The organism is Flavobacterium sp. ASW18X (assembly GCF_005144745.1).
Lineage (GTDB): Bacteria > Bacteroidota > Bacteroidia > Flavobacteriales > Flavobacteriaceae > Croceivirga.
The window spans coordinates 1-18,901 of record NZ_SWKK01000009.1 but is presented as its reverse complement, the minus strand read 5'-3'; the positions used below and the strand labels follow the sequence as shown (position 1 = coordinate 18,901).

Here is an 18,901-nt window from a genome sequence, read left to right as displayed (position 1 = left end):
GCTGATGAAATTTATTATAGCCCCAGATAAATTTAAAGGTTCCATAACCAGTTTTGAATTCTGTGAACTAGCCGAAATGGTCCTACTAGAACATTTCCCTAAAGCAGCTATTTTAAAACTTCCATTAGCAGATGGCGGTGACGGTACTATAGAAATTGTTAAGCATTATTTAGGGGGTGAACGAATTACAGCCCAGGTTAGTGACCCTTTATTCAGGCCCATTAGTGCTAGCTACATATGGTCTGAAAGCATACAAACGGCATATATAGAAATGGCAGAAGCCTCTGGCCATCATCTCCTATCTACCGAAGAGCTAAATTGCATGGAAACCACCTCTTTGGGCACTGGGGAACTTATTTTGGATGCTTTGGAACGCGGAGTCACCACTATATATTTAGGTATTGGCGGTAGCGCTACTAATGACGGCGGCCTGGGTATGGCGCAGGCTCTAGGATACCAATTTTTAGATGCGCAAAACAAACCTATAAATCCTATTGGTAAAAATCTTTTCCAAGTTAGCAGCATAGACACCTGTAAATGCAATCCGCTACTAAAAAAATGCATGTTTAAGGTTGCTTGTGATGTAGACAACCCTTTTTATGGACCAAATGGCGCCGCCTTTGTTTACGGACCGCAAAAAGGGGCTACTCCAGAAAATGTAGCGTTTCTAGATCAAGGATTGCAGCATTTTTCGAGCGTTCTGAAACAAACTTTCGGGACAGATGTACAAAAATTGCCGGGTGCAGGTGCCGCGGGCGGCATAGGCGGCGGAGCATACGTTTTCTTAGATGCCACATTGGTCTCTGGTGTTAATCTACTCAAAGAAATGGCACAGTTTGATGAAAAAATCACCGATGCAGATTGGATTATCACTGGAGAAGGACAATTGGATGCACAAACCCTTTCTGGAAAAACCATAAATGGCGTTTTAGCATCGGCCTTAAAACAAAACATACCGGTTGCTGCTTTTTGTGGTGCGGTACGTTTAAGTAAAGAGCAACAACAAAAATTAGGTATAACTTATATAAATGCCATACTCACAGAGGTTGTAGATTTGCCCACTGCAATGGCAAATGGTAAAGAAAACCTACAAAAAGCCTTATATAATTTTTGCAATGTTTTAAAACAATATTATTCCCCTGGATGATAGGTGCGCGTTGCGCGCTTTAACACATCTTCTTTGTAAAAGGCTACATTTTTCCATTGCCCGCTGGCATAACCTTCTATTTGATCATCAAAATGGGGCGAGTTAGGGTCACCACTCTGGCCACCTGCTAAAATGGATTTTGCTTTTACCTTTTCTCCAAATTCCACTGCCGCTACAAAACTGTTTCCTCGTGTACCGTAGATTTTTTTTGTATTGTTATGGTAACGAGCGCCATAGGCTGCCAAGGCACCCCATGTACCGCTGGCAAACCCAATAGGAATGCTCGGTTTTGCATCGTCAAAAGCTTGTCTAATGTCTCCATTAAGACGCTGATATCTATTTACTTCTCCCCAAGGTATTTTCCAAGTACCAAAATCGGATACCAATTGGTCAATGGTTTTTTCAAAAAGCTGCAATTGTTCACCTTCTACGGAGCCCCAATGCTGTATACGCTCCATCGCATTCAACCCTTCTGGGTATTTTCCTTCCCTGTAATAACGCATGCCATAATAATGTGCCAAGGTCATTGCCACAGATTCTTTGCTAGTTTTAAAATCCCATGCTTTTAATACTGCAATGGGTGCTGCTAACTTTGGATTTTTATCATGCTTTTTATCGTATGCTGCAAATAAACTGGGCAGTAAGGCTTCAAACGCTGGTAAATAGGGATCATGCGCCAAGCTGATTAGACTATCTAAAGTATAGCCTTTCCTATCCGTTAAAAGGGTAATGGCATGTATGCCTCTAAAGTTTTCTTGGTCCCGAGAAATGTATTTGGGGTAATTACTGCGTTTTGGGCTATACTCCAAAGCCGCGGTATATGGGGTTGAATTGCAATTTTGTATCCAGCCGTTTGCCGGATTCTTGATTAAAATATTTTCATCTACCGTATGTAGCCCTTGCCAATCCGTTTTTGGATTACTACCATCCACAGCCTTGGTATAGTCAAAAATGGTATCTCTTTTTGGAACAAAATTACCGTGAAAATAAGCGATAGTCCCGTCTGCATCTGCATACACCGTATTATTAGACGAATTGGTACGGATGTCCATCATCTCCCTAAAACCAGCATACCCATTCTGCTTGGTTCTTATATAACTTTGCTCTAATGCCTTTACAGGTTCCCACATCATAGCAGAAGCCGTCCATTGCCCATCAATCTTATGCGTTACAGGCCCGTGATGCGTTCTATACATAGGAAATTCTTTTTCAAATAGCGCATCACCTTCTTTGTATTTCAGTTTAATTTTTAAAGAATCTACCGGGCGTAATTCTTCGCCATACAGGTACAACAACTTACCTTGGTTAGATACAATGGTTTCTTTAAACTCGTCCATGACATCCGTATAAGTGCTGGTATGCATCCAACCTGTTTTTTCATTAAAACCTTGATAGACAAAAAACTGACCCCAAGTAACTGCTCCATATGCATTTAAACCCTCTTCTGATACCACATGCACTTCTCCCCTAAAATAAAAAGAGGTATGCGGATTTATCAACAACATGGCATTACCGCTTTGGGTTAAATCGCCAGAGATAGCAATTCCGTTAGACCCTTGTGGTTCTGCCAATTCTTCTTCCTTTTGCTCTTGCAGCAATTGCATAACAGGCAGCTCCATCCCTTCTTCATAAAAAGCTTTTATCTTTTTGGTAGAGATACGCTCTATATCGCCCCCAATACTACCTTCACTAAAAAACAAAGGCATCCAAGGCTCAAAACGTGTCAATAATTTAGGTTTTACTTCTGGATGGGTATGCAGGTAATAATTAACCCCATCGGCAAACGCTTGGCACAACTCTTTTAACCAACCAGGAGCCGCTTCGTATTTGGCTATGGCCTCTTCTTGCGTCATAAATAAGTTGGCACGCAAATCACTATACAACGCATCTTCTCCATCTACCTCTGCCAAACGGCCTGTTGCCCAAATGTAGTTTTGCTCAACGCGATTAAAATCGTCCTCGCATTGGGCATACAACAATCCAAAAACAGCATCTGCATCCGTTTTACCATAAATATGAGGCACGCCGTAATCATCTCTAATTATGGTAACGCGTTCCGCCTGTGCTTTCCATTCATCTACTTCAGTCGTTGGCTTTATTGTATCGGAACAAGAAATAAATAACCAGGCCAGTAGTAAAAAAGAAAGAAATTTTATGTGATTCATAAGATTGCTGTGTTTCTCAAAAATGAATTTGTATTTGGGTGTGTTTTATTACGACCCTTCACTCTATAAATGTAACTAGAATTTACCAACTACCGCTGGCACCACCGCCACCAGAACTACCGCCACCGCCAGAAAAAGAACTACTGCTACTGCTGCTTCTAGAAAAAGAACTACTGCTACTTCCAGAATAAGAACCACTAGAGCCAGAAGCACTTCCAAAAGATGAAAAAGTCTTAGACATGTATTTTTTGTCATTTTTAAACCAAGACAACTTAAAGTCTGTGTTACCCCTTCGTTTAAGTTTTATAAATGCAATGAGGTAGGCTAAGCCAAAAAAAGGAAATAGTAACCCTACCCAATATACGTTGGCCAACGAGTTAAAAACTAAATCTACAAGTTTATCTAATTGCGGGTCTAATTGCATCAAAATCACTATAGGAATTAATGCAAAAACCAAACCTAATAAACTACTAATCGCCATAGGCAACAACAATAATATACCTGTAAGCAAGCCTAGTTTTCCTAATAGCAAACCTCTGAATATTTCGATAACCTTGCTGTACTGTTTATAAAAAATAAAGCCTCCATACCCTACAAAAACTAGTACTAACACCCCAATTATTAGATAAGCCCAAACTGGCATTTTGTTTTCGGCTTCAATCTCTTGCTTAAACTCCGCTAAGGCTTCTGGATTTTTTAAAAATGTTATGAGCTGTTCCGTACCCTGTTCAACTCCAGTATAATACGCTGCTTCTTTAAAATAGGGAATCATGGTGTTTCTAATAATTCTAGAAGCAACAGCATCAGTTATGTAAGGTTCCAATCCGTAACCAACCTCTATTCGTACTTCCCTATCTGCTTTGGAAAACAAGATGAGAATACCGTTGTCTTTTTCTGCTTGACCTATTTTATTTGCATTGAATACAGCATTGGCATACGATTCTATAGTATTAGCACCTAAACGCTGGATGGTTAACACCACTATTTGGTTGGATGTTTCCTGTTCAAATTCTATCAATCGTTGATTTAAGCTTTGGCTATCATTTACCGTAAAGACTGCAGCACTGTCCGTTACAAAATCACGTAATTGAAAGTATTGCTCTTGAGAACGCACAAAAAAGGAAACAAAAAGCAGTACAAAACATATTTTCTTAGTCATAAGTAGTTTGGCATGGTCCTCTTTTCAAAAATAATAGCTTTAAACCTAAGCTGCTAATCAAATTCTAAAACCTAGTTAATACAATTGGCTTTCCTAAGAATTGGGGTAACTTGCAAACCCATTTTCAGGAACAGCATGGCAGAAAAAAAAGTAAGCATATTAAAAGCATTTAAAACTATTATTTGGCCCAGAAGAAAACTCGTTTTTATTGGCCTTTTTCTTATTGCCGTAAGCAAGACCGCTAGCTTTGTAGCCCCCATTTCTCTGAGGTATTTTATGGATGATGTTGTACCCAACAAAGACGTATCCCTGTTAAAGCTTTTGGTCATAGCAGTGATTGTGTCTTTTTTAGTACAAGCTGTCATGTCTTTTTTGCTTACCAAAGTTTTAAGCATACAAGCCCAATACATGATTTCGGAACTACGTGCGCAAGTGCAAAAGCAGGTTTTATCCCTGCCCATACAGTTTTTTGACAATACCAAATCTGGTTCTTTGGTGAGCCGTATAATGAGTGATGTAGAAGGCGTACGCAACCTTATTGGTACCGGCTTGGTACAACTGGTTGGCGGCACCATTACAGCCGTAGTTTCCCTTATTTTGTTGCTACGCATTAGCCCAACTATGACGTTGCTAACTTTTGTGCCCTTAATTCTTTTTGCCATCATCGCCCTAAAAGCATTTAAAATTATACGCCCCGTGTTTAGGGAACGTGGTAAATTAAATGCCGAAGTTAAAGGGAGGCTTACCGAAACCTTAGGCGGTATACGGGTAATCAAAGGTTTTAATGCCGAAGAGCAAGAATCTTTGGTGTTCGAAAAAGGCGTACACAAGCTATTCCTCAACGTCAAAAAGAGTTTAACCGCACAGGCAACCTTGACCAGTTCTTCTACCTTTTTATTAGGCTTGGCCACAACCGGAATTATGATGGGTTATGGTGGTTATTTAATGATACAGGGCGATTTGACCACGGGGGAATATTTTGAGTTTACCACACTCTTAGCACTAATGGTGGCGCCTATAGTACAAATGAGTAATATTGGTAGCCAGCTTACCGAAGCTTTAGCTGGACTTGACCGTACCGAAGAATTAATGAACAAAGCTGCAGAGGCAGATGATGAAAACAGAACCATAGTTTTAGAAGATGTTGCCGGCACCATGGTTTTTGATTCCGTTTCTTTTGCGTACGAAGAAGACAAAGACGTACTGCATGATATTAGTTTTAGTGCTAAAGCAGGTGAGGTTATTGCTTTAGTGGGCAGTTCAGGCTCAGGAAAATCTACTATTGCTGGTTTGGCCGCTAGTTTTTTGCATCCAGATAGTGGCACCATTTCTATTGATGGTCTAGATATGGCCAAAGTGGACTTAAAAAGCTTTAGACAATTTCTGGGGGTTGTTCTACAAGACGATTTTCTTTTTGAAGGCACAATCAAAGAAAACATCCTTTTTCCTAAACCAGATGCAACAGAAAGTGAGTTGCAACATGCCGTTAGTGCTGCCTATGTGAACGAGTTCAGCGACCGTTTTGAAAAAGGATTGGAGACCGTAATAGGAGAACGTGGGGTTAAACTCTCTGGTGGGCAACGCCAACGCATTGCTATTGCCAGGGCCATTTTGGCCAACCCAAAAATATTAATATTAGACGAAGCTACTTCCAATCTAGATACAGAAAGTGAAGCATTGATACAGAAAAGTTTGGCAACCCTTACCGAGGGTAGAACTACATTTGTAATAGCGCACCGTTTAAGTACTATACGTAAAGCAGACCAAATATTAGTAATAGAAAATGGTAAGATAGCAGAACGCGGAACGCATGATGAGTTGATAGCGATAGAAGGCCGTTATTACAATCTATTTACCTACCAAGCTAGGATTTAAAATAATTAGTGAAAATTTACAGCTCCTCTGGCGCTAGTTCTACCTGCAAGCCATCTAATTCTGGCGTAATGTGGATTTGGCACCCCAAACGGCTGTTGTCTTCTACATTAAACGCTTCTGCAAGCATTGCCTCTTCATCATCCGATTTTTCTGGTAAGTCGTGCTCAGATTGCACGTAGCATTGACAAGAAGCACACATGGCCATACCACCACAAATACCAATAGTACCTTCTGGAGCCAATTCATAAGAACGTACTACCTCCATTAGGTTCATATTCATATCGGTTGGGGCATCTACTTCATGCAATTGCCCGTCCCTATCGATAATCCTTAATTTAATATCGCTCATGTCTGTGTTACTTCTACTTTCTAAAAAAGGTCAAAATTAACACATAGACCTTACACTAGCTTAGTAAGAATATCAATCTAAGCGAATTTTATGTTTTATTTATAAATGAGGTTGATGGTTGCTGGTAATTAATTGAAATTATTTGAACAACCCACTTTTAGCTTTATACTTCGTACTTTTTACTTCCAGAGAGCTTTCGCATTCAAAGCACAGCTTTTTCTATTGAAATGACCAAAACATGCAATTAACGTAAAAATTGTAGTTAGGAGATGCTGAAACAAGTTCAGCATAACGGTAGAGAACGATACTTTGTAGTTTTTAATAAGTATTTTCCGCCTTTTTCTATCAAAGGGATTTCTCAGTCCTAGCTATACTACTCCTATTGAAATGATACCAGGGTACGGCAAAATTAGTTAATAGCTTTTACTACCGCTTTGGGGGCTTCTTTCTTGCTACCATCAAAACCGGTTACGCCACCTACGGTGGTATATTTCATAACGTATTTTTTATCTGGAAAAATACGTTGGTAAGCACTCTGGCACATTAAAGTAGCTTCATGAAAACCACAAAGTATCAATTTTAACTTGCCAGGATAGGTGTTTACATCTCCAATAGCGTAAATACCAGGAATATTGGTTTGATAGTCCAACGTATTATCTACCTTAATGGCATTCTTCTCTATCTCTAATCCCCAATTGGCAATGGGTCCTAATTTTGGGCTTAACCCAAATAGCGGTATAAAATTATCTACTATTATTTTTTGGTCTTCTTTTGGATTGTTGTTTTTACGGACAATAACTGCTTCTAGTGCTTCCTTGCCCTCTAAACCAACAACTTCTGCAGGGGTAATAAGGTTTATTTTACCTTTATCTTTTAACTCCTGTACTTTTTCCACGGAATCCAAAGCCCCTCTGAACTCATTTCTACGGTGCACAAGAGTAACTTCTTTGGCAATATCCGCCAAAAAGATAGACCAGTCTAGGGCCGAATCACCACCGCCAGCAATCAGGACTTTTTTATCACGATAGACCTCTGGGTCCTTAATCATATATGCAATGCCCTTATCCTCAAACTTAGACAAGTTATCCAGAATGGGTTTTCTAGGTTCAAAACTACCTAACCCCCCAGCAATGGCCACAACAGGCGCTTGGTGCTTTGTTCCTTTATTGGTAGTTACTAAAAACGTGCCGTCTTCCAATTTCTCTATACTATCTGCACGCTCGCCCAACGTAAACCCAGGTTGAAAAGGCGCTATTTGCTGCATTAAATTACTCACCAAATCGCCCGCCAGTACTTCTGGAAAACCAGGAATATCATAAATTGGCTTTTTAGGGTACAATTCTGAGCACTGCCCACCTGCTTGTGGTAGCGCATCAATGATGTGGCATTTCAATTTTAAGAGTCCAGCCTCAAAAACAGTGAATAATCCTGTAGGGCCAGCTCCAATAATTAAAATATCGGTCTTAATCATGAAAAATTAGTTTGTTTGCTCAATTTAGCTGCTTGCAGAAATGGCACAGTAAGAGGTGTTATCAACTAAGATTAACTACCTCTTCTATTTGTGGAACATATTTTTTGATGGTCATTTCCACACCACTTTTCAACGTCATCTGATTAACGCTACATCCTATACAATTGCCTTCTAACCTAACTTTTACAGAGGTATCATTATCTATAGATACCAAAGAGATATCCCCACCATCACTTTGTAAAAACGGACGGATTTCCTCCAGGGCTTTCTCTACATTTTGCCTAACTTCTTCGGATGTCATTTACTTCTTTTTTACGGCGGAACAACCTGCCATTGTTGTTATTTTGATTGCCTCTGTAGGGGGCAAATCTGTGTTTCTTTTTACTACTTCTTGCACCACATTTTTAGTGAGGTCCTCAAAAGCTTGTTCTATTGGTGAGGCCGTTTGTAGTGCTGCCGGTCTACCAACATCACCAGCTTCGCGAATGCTTTGAACTAGCGGGATTTCTCCCAAAAACGGGATTTCTAAATCTTCTGCCAAATGCTTGGCTCCGTCTTGTCCAAAAATATAATATTTATTGTCTGGCAGTTCTGCAGGAGTAAAATACGCCATATTTTCTACGATACCTAACACAGGTACTTGTATAGCCTCTTGGTTAAACATAGCCACCCCCTTACGTGCGTCTGCTAGGGCAACTTCTTGGGGTGTACTTACCACTACGGCTCCTGTTACTGGCAATGACTGCATAATACTTAAATGGATGTCCCCAGTTCCTGGAGGCAGGTCTAACAATAGAAAATCTAACTCTCCCCAATGCGCATCAAAAATCATTTGGTTCAATGCTTTGGCTGCCATAGGTCCTCTCCAAATAACTGCTTGGTTGGGTTGGGTAAAAAACCCGATAGAAAGAATTTTAACCCCGTAATTTTCTACAGGCTTCATTTTAGATTTGCCCTCTACATTCACTGCCAAAGGTTTTTCCATAGCAACATCAAACATAATAGGCATGGATGGCCCATATATATCTGTATCTAACAAACCTACTTTAAAACCCATTTTGGCTAAGGTTACTGCCAAATTAGCGGTTACGGTAGATTTACCTACACCACCTTTACCAGAGGCAACGGCAACTATGTTTTGTATGCCGGGTATAGGCTCTCCCTTAATTAAGTTCGCTTTGGGTTGCGTAGGAGCTTCTACTTTTATGTTTACTTTTATTTTAGCCTTTTCATACACCTCTTTGTGTATCACCTTTAGTATCTCTACTTCAGTCTTCTTTTTGGCCTGTAAACTTGGATTTTTTATAGTGATATCTACCTCTACCTCATCCCCGAATACTTGTACATTGGTCACTGCACCACTTTCTACCATGTTTTTTCCTTCGCCTGGCACAGTTATAAGCTCCAACGCTTTTAAAATATCCTGTTTGTTCAATTTCATGCTCTATCTTTTGGCTATTCAGTCTTTTAAACTGATTCTAAATTACAAAGATACGGCAATCGTAAAAATTGTGCAGTATAGTAGGGGTAGTTTTGGTATCAGGTTTACTTATGTCTTAATTTGTTTTGCTTATCTTAATTCCTGAGCAGGATCCCAAAATAAGTTTTTGAAGTCGACCACCTGGTTATCTTCTACCTTAACCCCTTCGTTTTCCAAGAGTTGTTGCATAAGGTTGGTCCCCTCAAAATGATGTTTACCTGTTAGAACGCCCACTCTATTAACCACTCTATGAGCGGGAACATCTTTTGTATGACTATTATTCATAGCCCAACCAACCATTCTGGCACTGCGAGCTGCACCCAAGTATTTGGCAATTGCACCATAGGAGGTGACCCTACCGTAAGGTATTAAGCGAGCTACATCATATACCTTATCAAAAAAGCTAACCTCTTCCATTACTTATAGAAAATACGAATTAAGGTAATCATTAGCAATACCAACATTAAACCACTAATAATGTAGTTAGAATTTTTAGAAAACGTCTTTGTTTTCATCTCTAACTTATTAAAGTAGAATACATAAAGATAAAGCGCCGCAAAAGTGCCTAGGGATGCTGCTAGCACAAATATGGCAATATCTGTAGCTTCAAATTTAATCCACCCTGCTTGTTTCCACATAGCATTTAAACTGCTGTAATATGGAATGGTTAAAAAATTGAGTCCTGCTAAAAGAGTACCACGAAAAAAGCTATTTCGTTTTTTAACATCTGGTTCTTTTAGTTGATTTAATTTTTCTTTTTCGCGCTTAGCACTTACAAAAAAATAGATAGCAAAAAAGGCAAAAACAAAGATGGCTGCTTTTAATAAATAATCTATGACTATTGGATTATTGTAGAGAAAGCGAGAGATATTAACAGCTATGTAGGCTTGTATAAGCACCATTAATGCAACACCCAAACTAAACACTACTCCGCTGAGTTTTCCTTTTTCTACACTCGCTTTAGCTGCATTCATATTCAATAACCCAGGTGGTACTGTAGCCATGAATGCCGCGGAAAAAGTGGCAAAAAATAAAATCAGCAAATGTTCCATTAGTTGGTTGGTCGAAATTGGATATAGGTTATAGCCTTTCCGATTTCAAGATACTGATTTTCATAATAGGTTTGGATACTAGTAACTTCATCTGGCGCTCCTTCATTGGTGTATACGTTATGGTTTGCGTATAATACGGGATATCCTAAACCATGTAAAAGACCCAAGGTATACCCATGCATAAATTCGCTATCTGTTTTTAAGTGCATAATGCCGTCTGACTTTAAAATTTGGGCATAACGCGCTAAAAAAGCCTCATTGGTCATTCTATGTTTGGTACGCTTGTATTTAATTTGTGGATCTGGAAAAGTAATCCAAATCTCTGAAACTTCTTGAGCTGCAAAAAGATAATCTACCAGCTCTATCTGGCTACGTAAAAACGCCACGTTTTTAAGGTTCTCCTCTATAGCCGTTTTTGCCCCACGCCAAAAACGAGCCCCCTTTATATCTATCCCAATAAAATTTTTGTTTGGATAGCGTTTGGCCAAGCCCACGGTATATTCTCCCTTTCCGCAACCCAACTCTAGTACTATTGGATTGTCATTTTTAAAAAAATCTTTCCATTTGCCCTTATGCTCAAAATTGCCAACCACCTCTTCTCTGGTAGGTTGTATTACATTGCCAAAGGTTTCGTTCTCTTTAAATCGTTTTAATTTATTCTTGCTACCCAAAACAAAAAATTAATGTTTTGGCAAAACTAAGGAAATCAAACACTAGACTGGCTTTTCTTTCTTTGTAAATTATGCAAAATGGAAAACGAATTTTAGTAGCACCTTTAAATTGGGGATTAGGACATGCCACCAGATGCATTCCTATAATACACGCTTTACTAGATTATGGCCACCAACCCTACATAGCCTCTGATGGGGTTGCTTTACAACTGCTACAAAAAGAATTTCCAGACTTGCCTTCTTTTGAATTATCGTCTTACAAAATTACTTATGCCGAAAAAGGAAAAAATTTTAAATGGAAGATGATTTGGGATTCGCCAAAGGTTTTAAAGGCGATGAACAAAGAAAAGAAAGAGGTAAAAGCCTTGGTAAAATCACTAAATTTAGATGGTATTATTTCTGATAACAGACTTGGTGTGTATTCTAAAAAAGTACCTTGTGTTTTTATTACCCACCAACTAAATGTACTCTCTGGCAATACTACATGGTTTAGCTCTAAAATGCATCAAAAAATTATAAAAAAATTTAAAGCCTGTTGGGTGCCAGATGTTGATGGCAAACCTAATCTTACAGGTAAATTGGGACATTTAAAGAAAAGTAAGCTTAATATTCATTATTTAGGTCCGCTCAGTAGATTTACAAAGCACAACCTACCTCAAAAAAATGACCTTATGGTATTGCTTTCTGGTCCAGAGCCACAGCGTACTTTACTAGAAGAAAAGTTGCTAGAAGAACTTAAATACTACAACGGTCAAGTTTTATTTGTAAAAGGGAAAATACAGAAAAAGCAAAAACGTAGAACCTTGCAATACCAAAATGCAACGGTTGAGGTGGTAAATTTTATGCAGTCCAAAGAACTAGAAAACGCCCTAAACGAAAGCACTTTAGTCCTTTGCAGGTCTGGTTATACTACGGTAATGGATTTAGCCAAGTTGGAAAAGAAAGCGTTTTTTATCCCTACGCCAGGACAGTATGAACAGGTTTATTTAGCCAAAAGATTTCAAAAAAATGGTGTTGTACCTTTTGCCAATCAAGATGATTTTAAAATAAAAGACTTAGAATTATGTAACGAATTTTCTGGTCTCACTCAGTATGATACGACAATAGACTATGCTACGTTATTTGAAGCTTTCTCTAAGGTAAAAGAGAATTCTGAGCCTACGTCTACCTCACTCTCCACATAAATTTTTTCTCCGTGCGCTTCTATTATGTGCTTAACAATTGCAAGACCCAATCCTGAACCTCCCTCTTTACGGCTACCACTTTGGTCTACACGGTAAAAACGCTCAAACAACCTGGGAATATGCACTTTTGGTATACCCTCCCCGTTATCTGTAACTCTTATGATAACTTTATTTTTAATTAGGTTTTCTACGCTAACTTCTGTGGTGCCATTTTCATGACCATATTTAATAGAGTTTACCAATAAATTGGTTAATACTTGCTGAATTTTTTCTTGGTCTCCCATCACAAAAATAGGCTCCTTATATTCCATATCAAAAGTAAGCGTAATGAACTTTTTTGAGGCTTTCATCTCTAATAATTCGAACACACTTTTGATTAATTCAATAATATCAAAACGTCCTTTTTCTACATTCAGATTACCGGCTTCTAATTTGGTAATCATATCCAAGTCTTTAACAATGTAAATAAGGCGCTCTACCCCTTTATTAGCACGTTTTAAATATTTGTCCAAGATTTTCTTGTCCTTCATCGCCCCATCTAACAAGGTTAAAATATAGCCTTGAACAGTAAATAATGGGGTTTTTAACTCGTGAGAAACGTTTCCTAAAAAATCTTTTCGGTACTCTTCTCTAATTTTTAGGGTATCTATCTCTACTTTTTTATCCTTTGCAAATTTTTCTATCTCTTCCGTTAACGTACGCATGTCTGTAGTTATGGGTTTAGAAGAAAAACTAGAAGATTCTAGAAGGGAAACATCGTCATAAATCTTTTTAACCCTTCTGTAGATAAAACGCTCTACTCTAGATTGGATAATGATAAATGCACCAATAAATACTAATGGTGTAAAAGTTACCACCAATACCCAAGAAAATTGACCCAATGCCCAAGACAACAATCCAAGGGTAAGGGCCAAAATTATGGTAATATAAAAAGAAGAACGTAACGCAAAGCGGTACGATTTTTTAAGCGTAATCGCCATTATAACACAAACTTATACCCTACGCCTTTTACGGTTTTAAAGTGATGGTCTCCTATTTTTTCTCGTAGTTTTCTAATGTGTACATCTATAGTACGGCCACCTACAACTACCTCATTACCCCATACTTTATCTAGAATAACCTCTCTCTTAAAGACCTTACTAGGCTTAGAAGTTAGCAAAGCTAATAATTCAAACTCTTTTCTCGGCAGTACAATCTCTTCGCCTTTATTAACGATTTTGTACTCCTCTCTATTAATGACAATATCACCAACTTTTACAATATCCTCTACCTCTTGCGCATCTTCTTTAAGTCTTCTAAGTAAAGCCTTTACTTTACTTACCAATACTTTAGGCTTAATAGGTTTAGTAATGTAATCATCTGCACCAGCATCAAAACCAGCGACTTGAGAGTAATCTTCTCCTCTAGCGGTTAAAAAAGTAATAATGGTGTTTTCTAAACCAGGCGTGTTACGCATAACCTCGCAGGCTTCAATACCATCCATTTCTGGCATCATTACATCAAGAATTACTAGATGTGGTTGTTTCTTTTTGGCTTTAGCAACAGCTTCTACACCGTTTTTGGCCGTGAATACTTCATATCCTTCAGAGGAAAGATTGTAACTAACAATTTCTAGGATATCGGGTTCGTCATCTACCAGAAGTATCTTAATGTCATTTGTTTTCATCAAAATGTCAATTATGGTCGGTACGTATTTAAAAGTAATTTAAGGTTGATTCTCAGCCCATTAATTTAATAAAAATGTACCAAGAAGCGTAAAATTTGCCCAAAAGTAAAGATTCTACCACAACAAAAAAGGCAGTTAACATTGATTTAATCTCATAACATTATGGTAAAGCTACTGAAATAAACTGTTAACATGTGGGTAACATGACTTTTACAGCCTCTGGCGTTCTTTGCCGCAAATATACTTACCTATAGAATGAAAAATTTATTGATGATTATTGCCTTACTAGCTAGCACACTAGTAATGGCGCAAGAGGGTAAAGGAAGCATTGTTGGAAAATTGACCGATAAGGAATTAAACAATGAGCCCCTTGCATTTGCAAACGTGTTGATTAAAGGAACAACTACAGGTACAACTTCTGATTTTGATGGCTTGTACGAACTTCCTAACCTAGATCCAGGAACCTATATAGTGGAATATAGCTACTTGGGTTATGAGACGGTAGAAATACCTAACGTAGTTGTAGAAGCTGGTAAAGTAACTACTGTAAACGTACCTATGAGCGCCGGTGGCGGCTTTGAATTGAGCGAGGTTGTGGTTACCACAGTTTCTAGAAAAGACTCTGAAGTAGCTTTATTACTAGACCAGAAGAAAGCAGTTGAAATTAAAACTACTATTGGAGCACAAGAATTGGCAAAGAAAGCTGTTTCTGATGCGTCTGATGCTACTACTAAAGTAACAGGTGTCAACAAACAAGAAGGTTCTAGCAAAATTTATGTTAGAGGTTTAGGTGATCGTTACAACAGCACTACATTTAATGGCCTACCATTACCCTCTAACGACCCAAGAGACAAAAACATTGACCTATCTTTATTTGGGACAGGTATTATAGAAAATGTTGGGATATCTAAGGCGTTTACCTCTAATGTTTCTTCTGATGTTGCTGGAGCAAACATAAATATTGTTAGTAAGGAAATGTCTGGTGATGCATTCTTAAAAATTAGTATTTCTAGCGGAGCTAACACTAGAACCACTTTTAATGATTTCAAAAGATTGGATGGTTCTAACTGGTTTGGTATTGCAGACGAAACACAACATCAAATTACCAACCTAAACGATTATAATTTTAGCAATAGCTTTTCTCCGGAAAATACTACAGCTGCACCAAACTTTGGTCTTTCTTTAAACTATGGTAATAGATTTTCTATTTCTGAAGAAAGCTCTATTGGCATCTTCTTAGTTGGATCTTTTAGTAACAAGTTTCAATATAGAGAAGGTTTTTCTGATAATATCATAGATGTAAACAACGTAGGGTCTCAATTTGACACTAAAACGTTTGATTATGATGCTACCAAAATGTTGATGGGTAACGTAGTTTACACCATTAACCCAAATCACAAATTAAGTTTTAATCATCTCTTTGTACACTCTAATAGCCAGCAGTTTCAAGACTTTTTTGGTACCACTGCAGATATTGATGGTGATTTAAATGTCAATCTAATTTTACAAACCGAAATACAAAATCAACTTTTTGTAAATCAGTTGCACTCTACCAATAAATTGGGAGAATCCATAGACTTAAACGGTTCTGTTGCATACAATGCAATTTATAACGATGAGCCAGACCGTAGAAAAAACACTTTTGTTTTAGATAACAATACTGGCAATACTAGAGTAGCTCAAAATGCAGTGAGAGATAACAGTAGATTCTTCGGAAATCTATTTGAAACCGATTTGGGTGCCAACTTAGAAGGAATAAAATACTTTGGTGACCGCGTAGAAAACAAAGGAAAACTAACCGTAGGTTATAACGGCAGAAAAACAGACAGAAAGTTTGATGGCATGTACTTTGACCACAACTTTACGAACCCAAGAGGCACCTCTGTGGACTTGAATAATTTAGATGCTATTTTTAACCAAGAGAATATAGATAATGGTACGTTCCGTTTAGAAACTTCTAGAGGTAGAAATAGTGACGACCCAGAAACGTATTTACCGCAATTATATGATGGTGAAAAAACAGTACACGCAGGTTTCTTAGACTTTGTTTACAAAGTTGGAGAGAAATTCACTTTAAATCCTGGGCTTAGAGCAGAAGATATTAAAATGAATGTAACCTGGAATACCAATATTACACTACCTGGTTTGTCTAGTGATAGCGGTATTAATTTAGATAAACAATATATTTTACCTTCTTTAAACTTAAAGTATGAGTTGTCTGAAAAAATCAACTTAAGAGCATCTGGTAGTTTAACTTACACCTATCCACAGTTTAAAGAAATTGCTCCTTTTGTTTATGAGGGCATCAACTTTCAAGAATCTGGTAATCCAAACTTAGTACCATCTGACAATTATAATGCAGAATTAAAATTTGAATTCTTCCCTAAATCTAGTGAAGTATTTGCAGTAGGTGTTTTTGGTAAGGTTATCCAAAATTCTATTAACCGTTTAGAGCGTAACTCTGCTGTAGAAAGAGATTTTACATTTGACAACTCTGGTGACGCCACTATTTATGGGGCTGAAGTAGAAGCGAAATTTGATGTATTGAACGTAGATGACGACCTTAAGAATAAAAATCTAAGTGTTGGCGCTAACGCTACATTTATGAAAACAGAATTAGAGTTCGACACTAGTAATACACTTTTTAACTACACTGGTAGCAATTCTCAATTAGAAGGAGCGGCGCCGTTTACTATCAATGCTGATCTAACTTACAAGTTCAGCAAGGACCAAAAAGAAACTACTTCTTCTTTAGTATTTAACTATCAGAGTGACAAAGTGTATAGTATTGGTACCAACTTTAAAGAAAATATCATAGAAAAAGGTGTTCCAGTACTAGATTTTGTATTGCGCCATCAGTTTAATGAGACCTTTACATTGAATTTCAATGCTAAAAATTTATTTGACCCAAGTTTTGAAAGATACAGAGATATCCCAGAAGAGTTAACCATGTCTTCTTATAAGAGAGGTATGAATATTTCTGCTGGATTATCCATCAATCTATAAATAACACTTTAGAACCCTAAACTAGAGTTTTTACAAACACTTATTTAACCCTAATTATTAAATCTAATTAAAAAATGAGAACATCAATTAAAGCAATCTTATTGCTAGCTCTCGCAAACTTTTTTGTTGCTTGTTCATCTGATGATGACAATAGAACAATTGACCCAGAACCAACTCCAGACCCAGGTTCTGAGGTGGTAGAACTTACTGGTGAAGTTACAGAAGATACTACATTAGAAGCGGCTACTGAATATATTTTGGCTGGTCCATTAACTGTTAAAGATGGAGTTACTTTAACTATTGAGGCAGGTACTACTATCGAAGCAAAAAGTGGTAGAACAGATGTATTTTTAGCGGTAGAAAGAGGAGCTAAATTAATGGCAAAAGGTACTGCTGCTGCGCCTATTCGTTTTACTTCTGATGCTGCTTCTCCAGAAGCAGGTGACTGGGGTGGTATTGTACTTGCTGGTAAAGCACCTTCTAACAAAGGTACAGACGTAGAGTCTGAAGTTGCAGGTGTACTTTATGGTGGTACAGATGCTGCGGATAATTCTGGTGAGCTTAGCTATGTTATTGCGGAGTATACTGGTGCAAAAATTAACAATGAGCAAGAATTTAATGGTATTTCTTTCTTCGGTGTTGGTAGCGGAACTGTAGTAAACAACATCGTTGTAAATAATGGTGCTGATGATGGTATCGAATTCTTTGGTGGTACTGTAAACGTAACTAACGTGTATTGTTCTAATATCGCTGATGATATGTTTGACTGGACAGAAGGATACCAAGGAACCATCACCAATGCTTTTGGTGTTCGTAACAATGGTTTTGATATGGCTACTGAAGACCCAAGAGGTATTGAAGGTGATAGCAACTCTAACGACCCTACAGCTGCTCCTATCTCTACGCCTACGTTAAACAACGTTACCATTCTTAACTTAAACCAAACTGTGGCTTTAAAAGCTGGTGCGGAAATTAGAAGAGGTACAGACGCAACAATTAATAACATCTTATTTGCAGCGTACAGAGAAGCTTCTTTTGAGAATAGAATAGACACTAAAGATGACAATGGTGATGGCGCTGTAACACTTACAGAAGCCTATTCTCAAGGAAATGTTGGTGCAGACAAAGATGGTAGCACTATAGAAGGTACAATTACAGAAATAGGTGATGGTATTGTAATTTCTGACAACAACACTGTAGAAGGAAAAGCTGGTGTTGGAGCAGATTTAGCCGCGTTTGATTGGGCTAACCCAACTTTTGTAGTAACACAAACTGATGGTGTAGTTGTAGAAGAGCCAGAATTACAAGGTACGATTACAGAAGACACCAAATTAGTTTCTACTGTAGAATATTCTTTAGCTGGTCCTTTAACTGTAAAAGAAGGAGCCACTTTAACTATTGAAGCTGGTACTACTATTAAGGCTGTAAGCGGTAGAACAGACGTTTTCTTAGCGGTAGAAAGAGGCGCTAAGCTTATCGCTGTTGGTACTGCAGCTGCTCCTATTCGTTTTACTTCTGATGCTACTTCTCCTGCTGCTGGTGACTGGGGTGGTATTGTACTTGCTGGTAAAGCACCTTCTAACAAAGGTACAGACGTAGAATCTGAGGTTGCTGGTGTACTTTATGGTGGTACAGATGCTGCGGATAATTCTGGCGAGCTTAGCTATGTTATTGCT

Annotated in this window: 16 protein-coding genes; 5 read left to right on the top strand and 11 right to left on the bottom strand. The window is 38.1% G+C overall.

The annotated features are described in order from the left end of the window. Positions 1-4: 4 nt before the first annotated feature. Positions 5-1,147 carry a glycerate kinase gene (locus tag FBT53_RS07825; RefSeq protein WP_136950627.1) on the top strand — a complete coding sequence of 381 codons (1,143 nt, stop codon included), beginning with the start codon at positions 5-7 and terminating at the stop codon, positions 1,145-1,147. On the opposite strand, the gene FBT53_RS07820 is transcribed toward FBT53_RS07825, so the two are convergent. Both FBT53_RS07820 and FBT53_RS07815 read right to left on the bottom strand, forming a co-directional pair. Continuing rightward, positions 1,132-3,312 (bottom strand): acylase, encoded by a 2,181-nt coding sequence (locus FBT53_RS07820; protein WP_136950626.1) that lies wholly within the window; start codon positions 3,310-3,312, stop codon positions 1,132-1,134. The two genes, FBT53_RS07825 and FBT53_RS07820, sit on opposite strands and share 16 nt — an antisense overlap. 82 nt (positions 3,313-3,394) lie before the next feature. Next, on the bottom strand, positions 3,395-4,471 hold the full coding sequence (locus FBT53_RS07815) for a YgcG family protein (protein ID WP_136950625.1): 1,077 nt from the start codon (positions 4,469-4,471) through the stop codon (positions 3,395-3,397). A 135-nt stretch (positions 4,472-4,606) separates the two neighbouring features. Between FBT53_RS07815 and FBT53_RS07810 the strand changes: the two genes are divergently transcribed. Beyond that, complete coding sequence (locus FBT53_RS07810; protein WP_136950624.1) at positions 4,607-6,346, top strand: ABC transporter ATP-binding protein; 1,740 nt, start codon at positions 4,607-4,609, stop codon at positions 6,344-6,346. Positions 6,347-6,362: 16 nt separating this feature from the next. On the opposite strand, the gene FBT53_RS07805 is transcribed toward FBT53_RS07810, so the two are convergent. The 7 genes from FBT53_RS07805 to trmB all read right to left on the bottom strand — a co-directional run bounded on the left by FBT53_RS07805 (position 6,363) and on the right by trmB (position 11,369). Beyond that, a complete protein-coding gene (locus FBT53_RS07805; RefSeq protein WP_136950623.1) occupies positions 6,363-6,695 on the bottom strand; it encodes a 2Fe-2S iron-sulfur cluster-binding protein in 333 nt (110 codons plus the stop codon). A 409-nt stretch (positions 6,696-7,104) separates the two neighbouring features. Next, entirely contained in the window at positions 7,105-8,166 is a 1,062-nt protein-coding gene (locus FBT53_RS07800; protein WP_136950622.1) for an NAD(P)/FAD-dependent oxidoreductase, read from the bottom strand. Positions 8,167-8,227: 61 nt separating this feature from the next. After that, on the bottom strand, positions 8,228-8,467 hold the full coding sequence (locus tag FBT53_RS07795; RefSeq protein WP_136950621.1) for a NifU family protein: 240 nt from the start codon (positions 8,465-8,467) through the stop codon (positions 8,228-8,230). Further along, a complete protein-coding gene (locus FBT53_RS07790; RefSeq protein ID WP_136950620.1) occupies positions 8,468-9,607 on the bottom strand; it encodes an Mrp/NBP35 family ATP-binding protein in 1,140 nt (379 codons plus the stop codon). Between the two features lie 129 nt (positions 9,608-9,736). Continuing rightward, complete coding sequence (locus FBT53_RS07785) at positions 9,737-10,063, bottom strand: MGMT family protein (protein ID WP_136950619.1); 327 nt, start codon at positions 10,061-10,063, stop codon at positions 9,737-9,739. Beyond that, positions 10,063-10,698, bottom strand: a complete 636-nt coding sequence (locus FBT53_RS07780; protein ID WP_136950618.1) for a LysE family transporter — start codon at positions 10,696-10,698, stop codon at positions 10,063-10,065. The genes FBT53_RS07785 and FBT53_RS07780 overlap by 1 nt, the downstream gene beginning before the upstream one ends. Further along, positions 10,698-11,369: a tRNA (guanosine(46)-N7)-methyltransferase TrmB gene (gene trmB / locus FBT53_RS07775; RefSeq protein WP_136950617.1), complete on the bottom strand. Its 672-nt coding sequence runs from the start codon at positions 11,367-11,369 to the stop codon at positions 10,698-10,700. Before trmB ends, FBT53_RS07780 begins: the two co-directional genes overlap by 1 nt. Positions 11,370-11,440: 71 nt before the next feature. Between trmB and FBT53_RS07770 the strand changes: the two genes are divergently transcribed. After that, a complete protein-coding gene (locus FBT53_RS07770; protein WP_136950616.1) occupies positions 11,441-12,553 on the top strand; it encodes a glycosyltransferase in 1,113 nt (370 codons plus the stop codon). Here the strand turns inward: FBT53_RS07770 and FBT53_RS07765 are convergent. Beyond that, positions 12,478-13,533, bottom strand: coding sequence for a cell wall metabolism sensor histidine kinase WalK (locus FBT53_RS07765; RefSeq protein WP_136950615.1), 1,056 nt, complete (start codon positions 13,531-13,533; stop codon positions 12,478-12,480). The genes FBT53_RS07770 and FBT53_RS07765 overlap by 76 nt on opposite strands. After that, positions 13,533-14,219, bottom strand: a complete 687-nt coding sequence (locus tag FBT53_RS07760; RefSeq protein WP_136950614.1) for a response regulator transcription factor — start codon at positions 14,217-14,219, stop codon at positions 13,533-13,535. Before FBT53_RS07760 ends, FBT53_RS07765 begins: the two co-directional genes overlap by 1 nt. A 255-nt stretch (positions 14,220-14,474) precedes the next feature. Here FBT53_RS07760 and FBT53_RS07755 point away from each other — a divergent pair, with 255 nt between their 5' ends. Both FBT53_RS07755 and FBT53_RS07750 read left to right on the top strand, forming a co-directional pair. Next, positions 14,475-17,225, top strand: coding sequence for a TonB-dependent receptor (locus tag FBT53_RS07755; protein WP_136950613.1), 2,751 nt, complete (start codon positions 14,475-14,477; stop codon positions 17,223-17,225). A 74-nt stretch (positions 17,226-17,299) separates the two neighbouring features. Then, positions 17,300-18,901, top strand: a 1,602-nt coding sequence (locus FBT53_RS07750; RefSeq protein WP_136950612.1) for a hypothetical protein, incomplete at its 3' end; no start/stop codon positions are given.